The 13165-nt window shown below is 72.0% G+C and carries 12 protein-coding genes; 5 read left to right on the top strand and 7 right to left on the bottom strand.

What is annotated here, in order from left to right; all coding sequences use genetic code 11:
• Positions 1 to 21: 21 nt before the first annotated feature.
• The 3 genes from AB0G10_RS36950 (at position 22) to AB0G10_RS36940 (ending at position 4257) form a co-directional block, all read left to right on the top strand.
• Positions 22 to 1326, top strand: coding sequence for a sensor histidine kinase (locus AB0G10_RS36950; RefSeq protein ID WP_360932904.1), 1305 nt, complete (start codon positions 22 to 24; stop codon positions 1324 to 1326).
• A gap of 13 nt (positions 1327 to 1339) precedes the next feature.
• Entirely contained in the window at positions 1340 to 1984 is a 645-nt protein-coding gene (locus tag AB0G10_RS36945) for a response regulator transcription factor (RefSeq protein WP_360932901.1), read from the top strand.
• 71 nt (positions 1985 to 2055) lie between these two features.
• On the top strand, positions 2056 to 4257 hold the full coding sequence (locus AB0G10_RS36940) for an MMPL family transporter (protein WP_360932898.1): 2202 nt from the start codon (positions 2056 to 2058) through the stop codon (positions 4255 to 4257).
• 56 nt (positions 4258 to 4313) lie between these two features.
• Here AB0G10_RS36940 and AB0G10_RS36935 read toward each other — a convergent pair whose 3' ends face one another.
• The gene (locus tag AB0G10_RS36935) at positions 4314 to 6185 is read right to left on the bottom strand and encodes a hypothetical protein (RefSeq protein WP_360932895.1); all 1872 of its coding nucleotides are present in this window, start codon (positions 6183 to 6185) and stop codon (positions 4314 to 4316) included.
• Positions 6185 to 7084, bottom strand: a complete 900-nt coding sequence (locus AB0G10_RS36930) for a hypothetical protein (protein WP_360932892.1) — start codon at positions 7082 to 7084, stop codon at positions 6185 to 6187. The genes AB0G10_RS36935 and AB0G10_RS36930 overlap by 1 nt, the downstream gene beginning before the upstream one ends.
• A gap of 379 nt (positions 7085 to 7463) precedes the next feature.
• Between AB0G10_RS36930 and AB0G10_RS36925 the strand changes: the two genes are divergently transcribed.
• Entirely contained in the window at positions 7464 to 7796 is a 333-nt protein-coding gene (locus AB0G10_RS36925; protein ID WP_360932889.1) for a CrcB family protein, read from the top strand.
• Complete coding sequence (locus tag AB0G10_RS36920; RefSeq protein ID WP_360932887.1) at positions 7793 to 8134, top strand: CrcB family protein; 342 nt, start codon at positions 7793 to 7795, stop codon at positions 8132 to 8134. The genes AB0G10_RS36925 and AB0G10_RS36920 overlap by 4 nt, the downstream gene beginning before the upstream one ends.
• Before the next feature lie 157 nt (positions 8135 to 8291).
• On the opposite strand, the gene AB0G10_RS36915 is transcribed toward AB0G10_RS36920, so the two are convergent.
• The 5 genes from AB0G10_RS36915 to AB0G10_RS36895 are packed head-to-tail and all read right to left on the bottom strand — an operon-like array spanning position 8292 to position 13164.
• Positions 8292 to 9224, bottom strand: a complete 933-nt coding sequence (locus AB0G10_RS36915; RefSeq protein ID WP_360932884.1) for a hypothetical protein — start codon at positions 9222 to 9224, stop codon at positions 8292 to 8294.
• Positions 9221 to 10147: a hypothetical protein gene (locus tag AB0G10_RS36910; RefSeq protein WP_360932881.1), complete on the bottom strand. Its 927-nt coding sequence runs from the start codon at positions 10145 to 10147 to the stop codon at positions 9221 to 9223. The genes AB0G10_RS36915 and AB0G10_RS36910 overlap by 4 nt, the downstream gene beginning before the upstream one ends.
• Positions 10144 to 11697 carry a hypothetical protein gene (locus AB0G10_RS36905; RefSeq protein ID WP_360932878.1) on the bottom strand — a complete coding sequence of 518 codons (1554 nt, stop codon included), beginning with the start codon at positions 11695 to 11697 and terminating at the stop codon, positions 10144 to 10146. The genes AB0G10_RS36910 and AB0G10_RS36905 overlap by 4 nt, the downstream gene beginning before the upstream one ends.
• 1 nt (position 11698) lies before the next feature.
• Positions 11699 to 12715: a pseudaminic acid synthase gene (pseI, locus tag AB0G10_RS36900; RefSeq protein ID WP_360932875.1), complete on the bottom strand. Its 1017-nt coding sequence runs from the start codon at positions 12713 to 12715 to the stop codon at positions 11699 to 11701.
• A complete protein-coding gene (locus AB0G10_RS36895; RefSeq protein WP_360932872.1) occupies positions 12712 to 13164 on the bottom strand; it encodes a GNAT family N-acetyltransferase in 453 nt (150 codons plus the stop codon). Before AB0G10_RS36895 ends, pseI begins: the two co-directional genes overlap by 4 nt.
• Position 13165 lies beyond the last annotated feature (1 nt).

Raw genomic sequence — 13165 nt, 5'->3', positions numbered from 1 at the left:
CCGGTGAATAACGTCGACGGCATGACAACGACCTATGCCGGCGCCACCGCCACACCCGCGCCCGCCCGGCGGTTCCTGCGCCAGCTGGGCGTCGACACGCAGTACGTCCTGCTGGGCTTCCCGCTCGGCCTGCTCACCCTGGTCCTCTGCATGACGCTGTTCTTCGTGGGCATCGGCACCGTGGTCATCTGGGTCGGCCTGCCGATCCTGGTCGCCACGCTGCTGATGTCCCGGGGCTTCGCCGTGGTCGAGCGGGCCCGGATGGCCCCCGTCCTCGGCCGCCCGGTGACCCACCCGGTCTACCGCACCAGCCGGGACGGCGGCCTGATGCGCCGCACGATCGCCCCGCTCGCCGACGCGCAGGCCTGGCTCGACATGGTGCACGGGATGTTCCGGTTCATCCCCAGCACGATCGGCTTCTCCTTCGTGATCACCTGGTGGGCCTGCGCGCTCGGCGGCCTCACCTACCCGCTCTGGGACTGGACGCTGCCGCACCCGCCGGCCAACAACGAGCTCCCGGAGCTCCTCGGCTTCGACGACACCGCGTTCACCCGGATCCTGTTCTACCTGGTGATCGGCGCGGTCTTCGCGGCGACCCTCTACCCGGTGGTCCGGGCCGCCGCGCTGCTCGAGGCCGCCTTCGCACACAGCCTGCTCAACGGCGTCGACCGGCTCCGCCGGCAGGTGGCCGAGGCGAACGAGGCCCGGGACGTGGCGCAGCAGCAGCGGGCCGCGGCGGTCTCGGCCGAGGCGGTCGCCCTGCGCAAGCTGGAACGCGACATCCACGACGGCCCGCAGCAGCGGCTGGTCCGCCTCGCCATGGACCTGGGCCGGGCCGAGCAGCAGTTCGCGACCGACCCGGAGGCGGCCCGCGCCACCGTCGCCGAGGCGCTCAGCCAGACCCGGGAGACCCTCGACGAGCTGCGCGCCCTGTCCCGCGGCATCGCGCCGCCGATCCTGGTCGACAGGGGCCTGCAGGCGGCGCTGACCGCGCTGGCCGGCCGGTGCACGATCCCGGTGGACCTGGACGCGCCGCCGATCGAGCGCCTCGACCCGGCGATCGAGTCGACCGCGTACTTCGTGGTGGCCGAGGCCCTCACCAACGTGGCGAAGCACAGCCACGCCAGCGAGGTGCAGGTGACCGTGCAGCGCAACGCCACCGGCCTGCTGGTGACGGTGGCCGACGACGGGGTGGGCGGCGCCAGCCTCGCGAAGGGGCACGGCCTGGCCGGGCTGGACGACAGGGTCCGGGCGGCCGGCGGCGTCCTCGACGTGGTGAGCGCGGCCGGCGAAGGGACGCGGCTCACGGCGGCGCTGCCACTCTGAAAAACTGTGAGGCATGCGCGTAGTGATCGCCGATGACGCGGTGCTTCTCAGAGAAGGCCTGGTACGGCTCGTCGAGGAGAACGGCCACACCGTGGTGGCGGCCGTCGGCGACGGGCCGTCCCTGGTGGAAGCCGTGAAGGAACACCGTCCGGACGTCTCCATCGTGGACGTCCGGATGCCGCCGTCCCACACCGACGAGGGTCTCCGCGCCGCCGTGGAGGCCCGCGCCTCCGTTCCGGGCAGCCCGATCCTGGTGCTCTCCCAGTACGTCGAGGTCTCGTACGCCGACGATCTTCTGGCCGACCGCCGCGGGGCGGTCGGCTATCTGCTCAAGGACCGGGTGTCGCTGGTCGCCGACTTCCTGGACGCGCTGAGCCGGGTCGCCGAGGGCGGCACCGTGCTCGACCCCGAGGTGGTCGGCCAGCTGCTGGTCCGGCGCCGGCGCGACGACCCGATGCGCAGCCTCACCCCGCGCGAGCGGGAGGTGCTCGGCGCGATGGCCGAGGGCCTGTCGAACACCGCTATCGCCCGCAAGATGGTGGTGACCGACGGCGCCGTGGAGAAGCACGTCCGCAACATCTTCACGAAGCTCGGCCTGCACCAGGACGAGGAGCAGCATCGGCGGGTGCTGGCGGTCCTGACCTACCTACAGACGTAGGGCTAGCACTACCCCGTACCGGGGTGTCCGCCGGATCGATCGCCCACTCCGGACTCCATAGCGTCATTGCCATGGAGAACAGGGAGAACGTGAAGGGCATCGCGGCGAGGACCGCGATGTGGAGCGCCCGCCATCGGGTGCTCGCGATCCTCGGATGGATCGCGTTCGTCGCGGCCACGGTGGTGCTCAGCTCCCAGGTCGCGACGATCGAGGCGAACTACGCGCTGGCCGGGCACGGCGAGTCGGGTCGGGCGGACCGGATCGTCGAGGAGGCCGGCTTCCCGGTGTCGCCGGCCGGCGAGATGGTGCTGATCCAGAACCGCGACGGCAGCGACCGGGTGACCGCTGCGGAGGAGGTCACCCTCGCGCTCTCGTCCGTCCCCGGGGTCGGCGACGTGCAGAAGCCCATCGAGTCGCCGGACGGCCGGTCCACGCTGATCACCTTCGACATCGCGGGTGACCCGGAGACCGCCGGCGAGCGGGTCGGGCCGGCCCTCGAGGCGGTCGCCGGCGTCCAGGCCGCGCACCCGGACCTCTACATCGCCGAGGCCGGCGACGCGAGCGGCGACAAGCTGATCGGCGACGAGCTCGAGTCCGGTCTGACCCGGCTGTCGCTGCTCTCCATCCCGGTCACGCTCGGCATCCTGCTGATCGCCTTCGGGGCCGTGGTCGCCGCGCTGCTCCCGGTCGCCCTGGCGATCATGTCGGTGGTCGCCGCGATCGGCCTCATGGCGCTGGCCAGCCGGTTCGCGCCGGTCGTCGACGAGACCACCCACGTGATGCTGCTGATCGGGCTCGCGGTCGGCGTCGACTACTGCCTCTTCTACATCCGCCGGGAACGGGACGAGCGGCGTAAGGGCGCCGACCCGCACCGCGCCCTGGTGATCGCGGCGCAGACCTCGGGCCGGTCGATCTGGGTCTCCGGGCTCACCGTGATCGTCGCGATGGCCGGCATGTTCTTCACCCAGGACGTCACGTTCGTCAGCTTCGCCACCGGCACGATCCTGGTGGTGGCCACGGCCGTCCTCGGTTCGCTCACGGTGCTGCCGGCCCTGCTGTCCGCGCTCGGCGACCGGGTCGACGCCATCAAGATCCCCGGCCTGTACCGGCGGAACAGCCAGGGCCGCTTCTGGAACGGCCTGCTGAAGGTCGTACTCGCCAAGCCTTTGATCTCGGCCCTGGTCGCCGTGGCGGCACTCGCCGCGATCGCCTCACCCGCTCTCGACATGAAGACCAAGGGTCAGCGGATCCAGGACGTGGCGCACGACTCGCCGGTGGTGGTCGCCTTCCTCGCGATCGGGGACGCGTTCCCGTCGAAGACGACGCCGGCCCGGATCGTGGTGTCCGCCGACTCGGTGAGGACGCCGGAGTTCGAGGCCGCGCTGCAGGACTTCCGGGATGTCGCCCGGGACAGCGGCGGCAAGCTCGTCGAGCCGATCGACGTCGACGTCAATCCGGCCGGCGACGTCGCGGTCGTCGCGGTCGGCCTCACCGGCAAGGAGGAGGACCCCGCCTCGATCGCGGCCCTCGAACTGCTGCGCACCGACGTCGTCCCGGGCACCTTCGGGCAGCTCGCCGGCGCTACCGCCCTGGTCACCGGCAGCACCGCGTCGAGCGTCGACTACAACGAGCGGCTCGAGGAGAGCCTGCCCTGGGTCTTCGCCTTCGTCCTGGGCCTGGCGTTCATCCTGCTGCTGGTCTCGTTCCGCTCGGTGGTCGTGGCGATCACCGGCGTGGTGCTCAACCTGCTCTCGGTCGCGGCCGCCTACGGCATGCTGGTCTTCGTCTTCCAGGACGGCCACTTCGAGAAGCAGCTCGACTTCGTGTCGGGCGGCGCCATCACCAACTGGATGCCGCTCTTCCTCTTCGTGATCCTCTTCGGACTGTCGATGGACTACCACGTCTTCGTGGTCTCCCGGATCCGCGAGGGCGCCGACCGCGGCCTGCCGATCCGCGACGCGGTCCGGGAGGGCATCGGCCAGACCGCCGGCGTGATCACCAGCGCGGCCGTGGTGATGGTCGCGGTGTTCGCCCTCTTCGCCACCCTGCCCCTGGTCGCCACGAAGGAGCTCGGCGTCGGCCTCGCCGCGGCGGTGCTGCTGGACGCCACGATCATCCGGGCGGTCCTGCTGCCGGCCGTGATGACGCTGCTGGGCCGGGCCAACTGGTGGCTGCCGCGCGGCCTGCGCTGGCTGCCCGAGGTCGCCCACGAGCCGCCCGCGCCGGCCGTCCCGGAGCAGCCGTCGCCGCGGGAGTTGACGCCGGTGGCGTGACCGGATCCGGACACGAAGGTGCCCCCGTCGCGTGGCGACGGGGGCACCCCCGCGTCTCAGCCCTCGGCTTCGGGCAGGCCCTTGGCCTTCTGGGACTTGCGCCAGCGGCGGGCCGCCGCGGCCGCCGCCCTGCGCTGGCGCCGCCGCGAGCGGGCGGCCCGCAGGTCGCGGCTGATCAGCCGGTAGGCGGTCCGGGACATCGTGAGGAACCGGCCCGGCCAGGACGTCCGGTAGAACTGGATCTCCCAGTCCATCTTGCTGAGCCAGCGGTCGCGCGAGGCGATGATGTCCTCGGTCCACTCCATCATGTGCAGGAGGTGGCTGGTCTGGTACCGCTGCCGCCACAGCGCCTCGGTGAGCTCGCGGTACCCGACCACGTCGACCGGGACCGTGCCGGGCTGGACGGCCAGCAGGTTCAGCTTGTGGTCGTGCTGCTCGGCCGGGCGCAGGCCCAGCTCCGCCGAGTCGATCGCGACCTGCAGGTCGACGGCGGCCCGGAGCTCCGGCTCGGTGATGCCCCGGCCGGCCATGCCCAGCAGGATCGTGGTGAGGTCCATGGCGCTCGACGTGATCGGCCACGGGTGCGGGCGGGCGCCGGTGATCAGGCGGACCGCGAACTGCCAGAGCGACCGCACCACGGCGGTGTCGACCGGGACCGGGTCGATCGGCTCCCAGCGGACCGCCAGGACGACCGGGCCGTCCCGGGTGATCAGCACGTCGGAGACGTCGGCGACCGCGACCGGGCCGTGCAGCATGCCGTCGCGCGCCTGGTCCCGGACCCAGCTCTCGAACTGGATCACCTCCTGGCGCAGCCGGCGCACGTCGCTCGTGGCGCAGAGCTCCAGCAGGCGGTCCTCGAGCAGGTATCCGTCGGCGGCCGCCACGGTGGGCACGCCGGTCCGGCGCATCCCGGCCCGCTCGCGCGGCTCGGCCAGCGGAACCAGCTCCACCGGTTCGCCGCCGGCGTCGACGCCGTAGGTGAACGTGCCGTGGACATCCCCGACGATCACATCGTGACCGGTGAACCCGGACCGGTCGGCCGCGGCGATCACGAGCCAGCCGCCCGCCACCGCGTCCTCGGCGCCGGCCCGCAGCGCCCGGGCGGCCAGCCTGCGCGGGTCGCTCAGCACCGGGCGGCCGCGGTAGGCCGCCGTGAACGCCTGCGCCACCACCGAGCCGAGCCACGGGCGCAACGGCGACGCGGTGTCGCCGAGCACGGCCGAGCCGAGCAGGACGGCGGGCGCGGCCGGCTCCGGGAAGACCGCGAACGAGGCGTCGATCGCGAGGCCGGCGTCGGTGATGCGGGCCAGCAGCGCCTCCCGGGAGGCGGGCCGGGCCGAGTCCTCCGGGTACCAGCTCGCGTCCGTGCCGTGCCGGCCCTCCGGACCGAGCTGCACGGTGTGGTGCACGCCGAAGTGGTTGTCGTGCAGGAGCAGCAGCGTGCCCTCGGCGTTCACGGCCAGCGACAGCCGGTCGATCATCGCGCCGACCGGCATCTGGTCGCCCTCGGCCGAGTTCAGCCGGGTCACGCCGTCGGCGGCGAGGACCACGTCGTACTGGTCCGGGGCGAGCTTGCCGAGCACGCCGGCGAGCACCGTGACGGCCGGGTGGGCCGCCGCGCACTTCTCGGCGTCGGTGAGCGAGCGCAGCAGCCAGGTCACCGACGCGCCGGCGTCGACCAGCTCGGTGATCAGCTCGTCCGCGTGCGGACCGGCGACCAGGACGGTACGTCCCGGACCGGCCAGCGAGCGGAACAGGTAGCGCAGCAGCCCGCCGGAGGGGGGTGCCGGGCTGCGCCGGGGGTCCCGGTCGGTCCAGGCGAACATCTCGCCGCCGATGCGGTGCAGGTTCTCCAGCGGAGGCGCGGCGACGACCTCGGCCAGGTCCACCGGCTCGGCGGGGACGAGGGCTACCGGACGATCCGGCATCACGCGTGCCTTTCCGTGGCTTGGGGACGCCACTTGATGTCGGCGAGCACGGTGTCGTCGCCCCGCCATTCGTCGTCGGTGAAATCGCGCCAGCCGAGCAGGCCGCGGAGCTCGGCCGGGGTGGCCAGCTCGTCGGCGCCCAGCTGTTCCCGGGCGAGCCGGTGCACGGCCTCGTAGTCGGTCCGGGTGCCGTAGACCTCGGGCCACTGGCGGTGCAGCCGGGGCTCGCCGCCGAACGTCGTGTCCGCGTTGTCGAGCACCATCGGGTCGCCGTAGACGGCCACCTCCCGGCCGGCCAGCGCGCCGTACCAGATGGCGCTGCACAGCCGGTTCGACACGACCCGCTTGTGCCGGCGGATCTCGGCGAGCTGGCCGTACAGGAAGTCCCGGTTGTGGTCGCGCCACCAGAAGCCCCGGTAGCCGTGACAGACCACCCGGAAGCCGGCCTTCTGGTAGAGCCGGCGGACCGAGCGCATCTTGTACTCGTTCCAGTACAGGCACGCGGTCACCGGGCCGGTCTCGGTGGCCTTGACCTCGTCGATGAGCTTCTGGTGGTCACCGATGATCTGCTGACCCTCCCAGCCGTGGAAGGGGTAGAAGATGGTGCCCTCGGCCGTCGCCTCGCTGGTGTCCGGTTCCATCTCCAGCAGGTACGCGAAGGGCGCGCCGACGACGACCACGTCGCGGCGTCCCTGCGACCAGGAGCGGCGGCGGGTCTCCTCGGACCAGACGAGCAGCCGGCTGCCGCTGACGTACGGCGTGCCCGGCGCGAGTCCGTCACCGATGTTCCAGCCGTGCTGGAGGTATCCCTGGATTCGTGGCGGATGCAACGGATCGGGGAGCTGACAATAGCGGGCCAGGATGTGCGCGTGCCCGTAGTGATAATTGGCGTGATGCATTCCTTTTTCCGTCCCCCGTACGTTGCCGGTCCACTGCCACGGCGCCTCGACGAGCGATGGTCGATCAACGTGCGAAGCCGCACGCTACCAGGGGTTGAAGGGTCCGATTCATCGCATTTGGCGAATGAATAGGCCGGGTTTCGGGTGATTTCTCGCCACCGTTCACGCCGTGGCTGGCGTCAGTCGACCGGCTGGACACCGACGGCACACCGGCTCGACGCCCAGAATTCAAATGAACGGTGACGAGCGGCCCGCCGCCGGGCCGTTCAAGATCGTCGCCTACAGTGGACACTCAGAGGCGGGCCGGGCCCGCGCTCGCATACCGGCCGGGGTGGACGCCGCCACGTCCCCCCGGCCGCCTGCGTTAACGTCATCGATGATGGATCTTGACGAGGTCGCCGCGGTCGCGGCCGGCGGCGTGATCGGCGCCCTGGCCCGCTACGCCATTTCCACCGCCTGGTCCGGTTCGCACGAGGCCACGCTGCTGATCAACGTGTCCGGCTGCTTCCTGATCGGCGTGCTCTACACGCTCGTCGACCGGAAGATCCCCCGGCTGTTCCTGGGAACGGGGATGCTCGGCGGCTACACGACGTTCTCGACCGCCTCGGTCGGCGCCCTGGACGCCGGCCTGCCCTACCTGGCGGCCACCCTGTTCGGCGCGATCCTGGCCGTCTGGGCGGGCAGCGCAACGGCCGGTGTGATCAAGCGATGACGCTGCTCATGGTCGCCCTGGGCGCGGCGGTCGGCGCCCCCCTGCGCTTCGCCGCCGACCGCCTGATCGGTTCGCCGCGGGGCACCCTCACGGTCAACGTGATCGGTTCGCTGATCCTAGGTTTCGTGCTGGCCGCACCCCTGTCGCCGACGCTGGTGGCGCTGCTCGGCACGGGTTTCTGCGGCGCGCTCACGACGTATTCGACGTTCGGCTGGGAGACCCTCACGATGGCGCGCCGAGGCGAGCGGACCGCCGCGTTCGGCTATGTCGCGGCCAGCGTCGCGCTCGGCCTGGGTGCCGCGTGGCTGGGTTCGTTCCTAGGAGATTTGTACGAATGACGGGCCGCTCCCGCGGCCATCACCCGTCCCCCCGCCCGGGGGGACCCGACGCCGGTCAGGCCGGCGGTCCGCCGCCGGCCTCACCCGCCCGTCCCGCCGGCATCAGCGCGCCGCCGGAACCGCCCGGCCTGCGAGGACCGCTTCGCCCCGGCGGCATTCAGGAGCTGACCGTGATGTCCTCGAGGGTCACGCCGGGCGCCTGCTCGATCAGGATCGGCGACCACGAGCCGCCGGTTCCCCGGCCCCGCAGCCGGCAGTCGCGGATCACGGTGTCCCGGTAGTTCAGGACCGTGACGGCACCGTCGATCTCGCTGCGCCCCCAGCCGGCGATCCGCACGGCGTAGAGCGGTCCCGACCACCTGACATCCACGTCGGCGATCTCGATCCGAGCCCCAATATCCGGATATTTCACGAATCGGTCCGTGTTGTCGCCCGGCAGCAGCCGGAACCCCATCTCCACCCCGGTCAGCAGGGCGCCGGTCACCCGTACGTCGTGGACCGAGCTCAGATAGAAGCCCTCGATCGCGTCGGCGACCCGCAGGCCGGAGACGACGAGGTCGTGCGGGTGGTAGGTCGGGCCGACGAGGGTCGAGACGTCGTCGCCCACGGCGCCCCAGTGCACGGCCAGGCCGGTGTAGCCGCCGGTCACCGTAACGTCCTCGAGCACCACGTCGCGGACCGCGCCCATCAGCCCGACGGCGTTGGCGGTCCGCAGCACGCCGTGATCCACCCGGACCCGGCTGACCCGCACGCCCGAGATCCACTCCGGGGCCTCGGCGTAGAGGTACTCGCCCACGGTCAGCCCGGTTCCCCGGTCGCCGCCGTGCTCGCCCGGGTCGGACGGGGCGGGCCGCAGACCCAGGTCGCTGATCGAGACGTCGGAGCCGAGCACGTGCAGGACCGGATGGCCGGTGCGCTCCACCACGGTGAGCCAGGTGTCGGCGGTGCCGCGGATCGTCCAGCCCGCGGGAACCCGCAGACCGTCGGAGAGGGGATGGCTTCCGGCGGGGATGTCGAGCTCTCCCGGCGTACCCGAAAGGATCTTCTGCAGGACGCGGTGGTTCTCCACCGGGTCGGCGCCCAGGATCATCCGAGCCGCCAGGCCAGGGTCGGCTGCGGACGGGCCGCGGCGAGCAGGACCGGGCGCTCGACCGGGCCGGGCAGGCGGATCTCGTCGCCGTTCACGACCACGTCGATCGGCGCGCCGGTCAGCACGTCGGCGGCGACCACCCCGGAGAGCGGGCCGGGCCGGGGCGGCATCGCGCGGTAGGCGACCCGCCGGGCGGCCCGGGCGGCCTTGAAGGCGGCGCGGGCCGGGCGCCGGCGGGTGAGCTTGTTGCGCGGGGTGAGCGGCAGCGGCGGAGCGGCCGGGACGGTCTGCGTGGTGAGCCGCTGCATCGCGGCGGCGCCGGGCTGGACGACCGCGAAGTCGCAGCCGGTGGACCCGGCTGCGAGGGAGACCGGCGCGGGCGCGGAGGCGGCGCGGACCTCGATGCGGTTGAAGCGCAGGCCGACCACCGGGCGGGTGGAGAGCCGGCCGGACGCCCAGGCCGGCGGCGTGGTCTCGCCCAGCTCGACCATGAGCAGGCCGTCGCCGTCGAGCTCGCCCTCGGCCAGGTCGAACGCGAGGACCGCCTCGGCGCTCGCGGCGCCCCGCCAGCCCTGCCGGCGGGCCAGCACGGCGCTGCCGCGGATCCTGCCCTGGGCGCGGAGGACGATCAGGCGGGGCAGCTCGGGCGTGGTGCGGGACGGCCGGACGCGGTCGGCCCACCAGCGGGTGCTGACCTCGTCGAGCCCGACCGAGACGGTGACCCGCACCGGCCCGCCGGTGCCGGCCACCTTCACCGCGACCGCGCCGAAGTCGCCGGTGATCCGGCCGATGATGCCGCGGCCGCGGACCATCTGGTCGACGATCGTGACCGACGGGTGCATGCCGGTGGTGAGCTCCATCGGCAGCGCGGCCGGGACCGACGGCTCGTCGAAGTCGGTGCGGAACCAGGCGCCGACGCTCATAGCGGGGTCCGGGTCAGCATCGGCTCCCGCCGCGTCCACATCCGCTCGACCGTCTCGAAGAGCGGGTCGGCGTCGCTCTCGATGTGCCGGAACGTCGCCCGTACCGCCTTGAGCAGCGTGTTGGCCGGCCACACCTCCCACTGCGGGACGTGCGGGGTGACCACGTCGGCGCCGCTGCGGTAGAGCCACAGCCAGAGGCGGGCCCGGCGGACCTGCTCCTCGGTGACGAGCGCGGCGCCGTCGTGCAGCGCCGTGATGCTCTCGTCGAGCGTCTTGAAGTACGCGTCGGTGGAGTCGACGACCGTCGACAGCCCGCACGAGCTCCACTCCGACCAGCCGGCCTGGATGACCGGGATGCCGTACGCCGGCAGCTCGTTGCTGACGCTGCCCCGGACCGTGACGCCCAGGTCGGTGAGGCTCCACAGCGCGTTCTTGCTGATCGCCGCGCTCGGCTTGAAGACCAGGTGCCGGGACTTGCGGTGCTGCTTCGCGAGGTTGCCGAAGAAGCCGCTCGAGTCGTAGAGGGCCTGGCTCGGGTGGTCCAGGAACAGCCACTGGGCGTCGTCGCGGGACGCCGCCCACGCGGCGGTGTCGGTGAACCAGTCGGCGAGGCTCGGGAAGAGCTCCCGGTTGGTGCCGAGCGCGTCCGAGACGGCGTGGTTGAAGACCGCGACGATGGGCTTGTCCGGGTCGAAGCCGAACCGGGCCGCCGTGTGGGTCCGCAGCACGGCCCGCTCGGACGGGTTGTTCAGGTCGACCGAGGCGGCCGCGCCACCGCGCCACCAGCTCGGACGCCCGAGGTTGACCTTGGCCCGCCAGGCGATCAGCTCGGTGGCCCGGCGCAGCTCCTCGCGGCGCGGCCAGAGCTTCGTCTCGAAGACGTCGGCGATCTGCCGGGTGAGCTCCTCGCGGAACGTGCCGGTGTGCGTGTCGTGCTCGGGGAAGAGCGCGTACGCCTTGAGGCAGCCGGTCTGCTGGGTGTGGATGACCGGGATCGACGAGCGGCGGGCCACCTCGACGGCGAGTCCCCACTGGTCGTAGTCGACGTGGCTGGTGACCAGGGCGACGACGTCCCGCTGGAACTGCTCCTCGTAGAAGGCGGCGAGGCTGTCCCCGTACCGTTGCCTCTCCGCAGGCGGCTGCTGCCGCAGCCGCGGCAGCTTCGCGAGGCGCGCGTCGGTCGCGGCCACGTAATCCGAGGTGTCGAACGTGGGCTTGCGGTCGGCGCGGCGCACGACATCCCAGACGTCGATCGTCTCGCTGGCGCCGTAGGCGGTCGCGAGCTCGCGCACCAGCGCCACGTCGAAGCCCTGCCACAGGGTCTTCTGCCAGGACTCCTCGACGCCGGTGAAGACGACGAGGCGGGCCGGCCGGATCCGCCGGATCGCGTTGGCCACCGCCAGGTTGCGCAGGGTGACCCGCAGATCCTGGTGGAACGCCTCCACCAGGATGACCGCGTCGTCCTCCGCCGGCGGCAGGTTCTTCTGCCAGAAGACCTCAGCCGCGGTGAGGAAGTGTTTCCACTCCTGTTTGTTCGCCGTCAGCCACACGTCAGATCAGATCCCAGGTGAGTGGTGTTCCCTTGGCGGCGTCGGACCGGAAGACGCGTCCCAGCACGGTGCCGATGGCGTCCGGCTCCAGCCCGCCGGTCGGGCGGATGGACCGCACGTTCGCGGCGGTGACCGGCTCGCCCGCCTTGACGTCCTCGACGACGTAGAGCGACCGGCGGAACCGCAGGCCCTCCTTCTCGGCCTCGGTCGGGCCGATGCTGGTGGTGCCGAGGGACTGCCAGGCCCGCTCCGATTCCACCACGAGCGACGCCAGTTCGGCCGGTTCGAGGGAAAAGGCCGAGTCAACCCCGCCATCGGTACGGCTGAGCGTCACGTGCTTCTCGATCAGCACGGCGCCGAGCGCGACCGCGGCGATCGGCACGCCGATGCCGAGCGTGTGGTCGCTCAGGCCGATCGGCAGCCGGAGCGCCTCGGCGAGCACCGGGATGCGCCGCAGGTTGGTGTGCTCGGGCGGCGTCGGGTAGGACGCCGTGCAGCTCAGCACCGTGATGTCGGTGGCGCCGGCGCTCTGGGCGGCGTCCACCGCGGCGGTGATCTCCTTGAGGTTCGCCATGCCGGTGGAGATGATGATCGGCTTGCCGGTCGACGCGGCGAGCCGGATCAGCGGCAGGTCGGTGATCTCCGAGGACGCGATCTTGTACATCGGCGCGTCCAGCTTCTCCAGCAGGTCGACCGCGGTCGGGTCGAACGGGCTGGAGAAGGCGGCGATGCCCTTCTCCCGGGCACGCTCGAAGATCGGCTCGTGCCAGTCCCACGGGGTGTGCGCGCGGGTGTAGAGGTCGTAGAGGTACTCGCCACCCCAGAGCTCGTGCCCCTGGGAGAGCTGGAACCGGGGGTGCTTCACGTCCACGGTCAGGGTGTCCGCGGTGTACGTCTGGATCTTGATGGCGTCGGCCCCGGCATCGGCGGCGGCATCGACCAGCTGCAACGCCCGGTCGAGCGAACCGTTGTGGTTGCCCGACATCTCCGCGACGATGTACGGCTTCGAATTGCTCATTTCGCTCTCTCTGTCCAGACGACCGTCTTCGGCACCCCGTCGACGATCCGTTCATATCTGCGCGTCTCCCGGAAGCCGAAGCGCCGGTGGAGCGCGAGCACCTGCTTGTTGTCGGCGAGCGTCTCGCCGCCCAGGGTCGTAAGGCCCAGCGTGCCGAAGGCGTACTCGACGGCCTCCTTCTCGAGGCGCATCCAGGCCGGCAGCAACTGCGGGCCGAGGCCTTCGACGTCGAGATAGAACGACCAGGTGTTGCCGTTGAAGATCACCACCCCGGCCGGTGTGCCGGCGGCGTCCTCGTAGATCAGGACGGTGCCGCTGCGGGCCGCCCACCAGGCGGCGTGCTCGGCGGGCTGGATCTCGTGGGTGGTGAGGCTGACCGCTCGCACCGATGGGTGGTTGCGCCAGCCCAGCACGAGGTCACGGTCGGAGTCACGGGCGGGACGAAGCACG

This window comes from Actinoplanes sp. NPDC023714 (genome assembly GCF_040639855.1).
GTDB lineage: Bacteria > Actinomycetota > Actinomycetes > Mycobacteriales > Micromonosporaceae > Actinoplanes.
Note: the sequence above shows the minus strand (reverse complement) of the source record. Positions and strands in the feature narration are given on the sequence as shown.

Excerpts from the sequence above, each read along its gene's own strand:
- AB0G10_RS36950 (WP_360932904.1), top strand. The coding sequence starts at position 22 with ATGACAACGACCTATGCCGGCGCCACCGCCACACCCGCGCCCGCCCGG.
- AB0G10_RS36945 (WP_360932901.1), top strand. The coding sequence starts at position 1,340 with ATGCGCGTAGTGATCGCCGATGACGCGGTGCTTCTCAGAGAAGGCCTG.
- AB0G10_RS36940 (WP_360932898.1), top strand. The coding sequence starts at position 2,056 with ATGGAGAACAGGGAGAACGTGAAGGGCATCGCGGCGAGGACCGCGATG.
- AB0G10_RS36935 (WP_360932895.1), bottom strand. The coding sequence starts at position 6,185 with ATGCCGGATCGTCCGGTAGCCCTCGTCCCCGCCGAGCCGGTGGACCTG.
- AB0G10_RS36930 (WP_360932892.1), bottom strand. The coding sequence starts at position 7,084 with ATGCATCACGCCAATTATCACTACGGGCACGCGCACATCCTGGCCCGC.
- AB0G10_RS36925 (WP_360932889.1), top strand. The coding sequence starts at position 7,464 with ATGGATCTTGACGAGGTCGCCGCGGTCGCGGCCGGCGGCGTGATCGGC.
- AB0G10_RS36920 (WP_360932887.1), top strand. The coding sequence starts at position 7,793 with ATGACGCTGCTCATGGTCGCCCTGGGCGCGGCGGTCGGCGCCCCCCTG.
- AB0G10_RS36915 (WP_360932884.1), bottom strand. The coding sequence starts at position 9,224 with ATGATCCTGGGCGCCGACCCGGTGGAGAACCACCGCGTCCTGCAGAAG.
- AB0G10_RS36910 (WP_360932881.1), bottom strand. The coding sequence starts at position 10,147 with ATGAGCGTCGGCGCCTGGTTCCGCACCGACTTCGACGAGCCGTCGGTC.
- pseI (WP_360932875.1), bottom strand. The coding sequence starts at position 12,715 with ATGAGCAATTCGAAGCCGTACATCGTCGCGGAGATGTCGGGCAACCAC.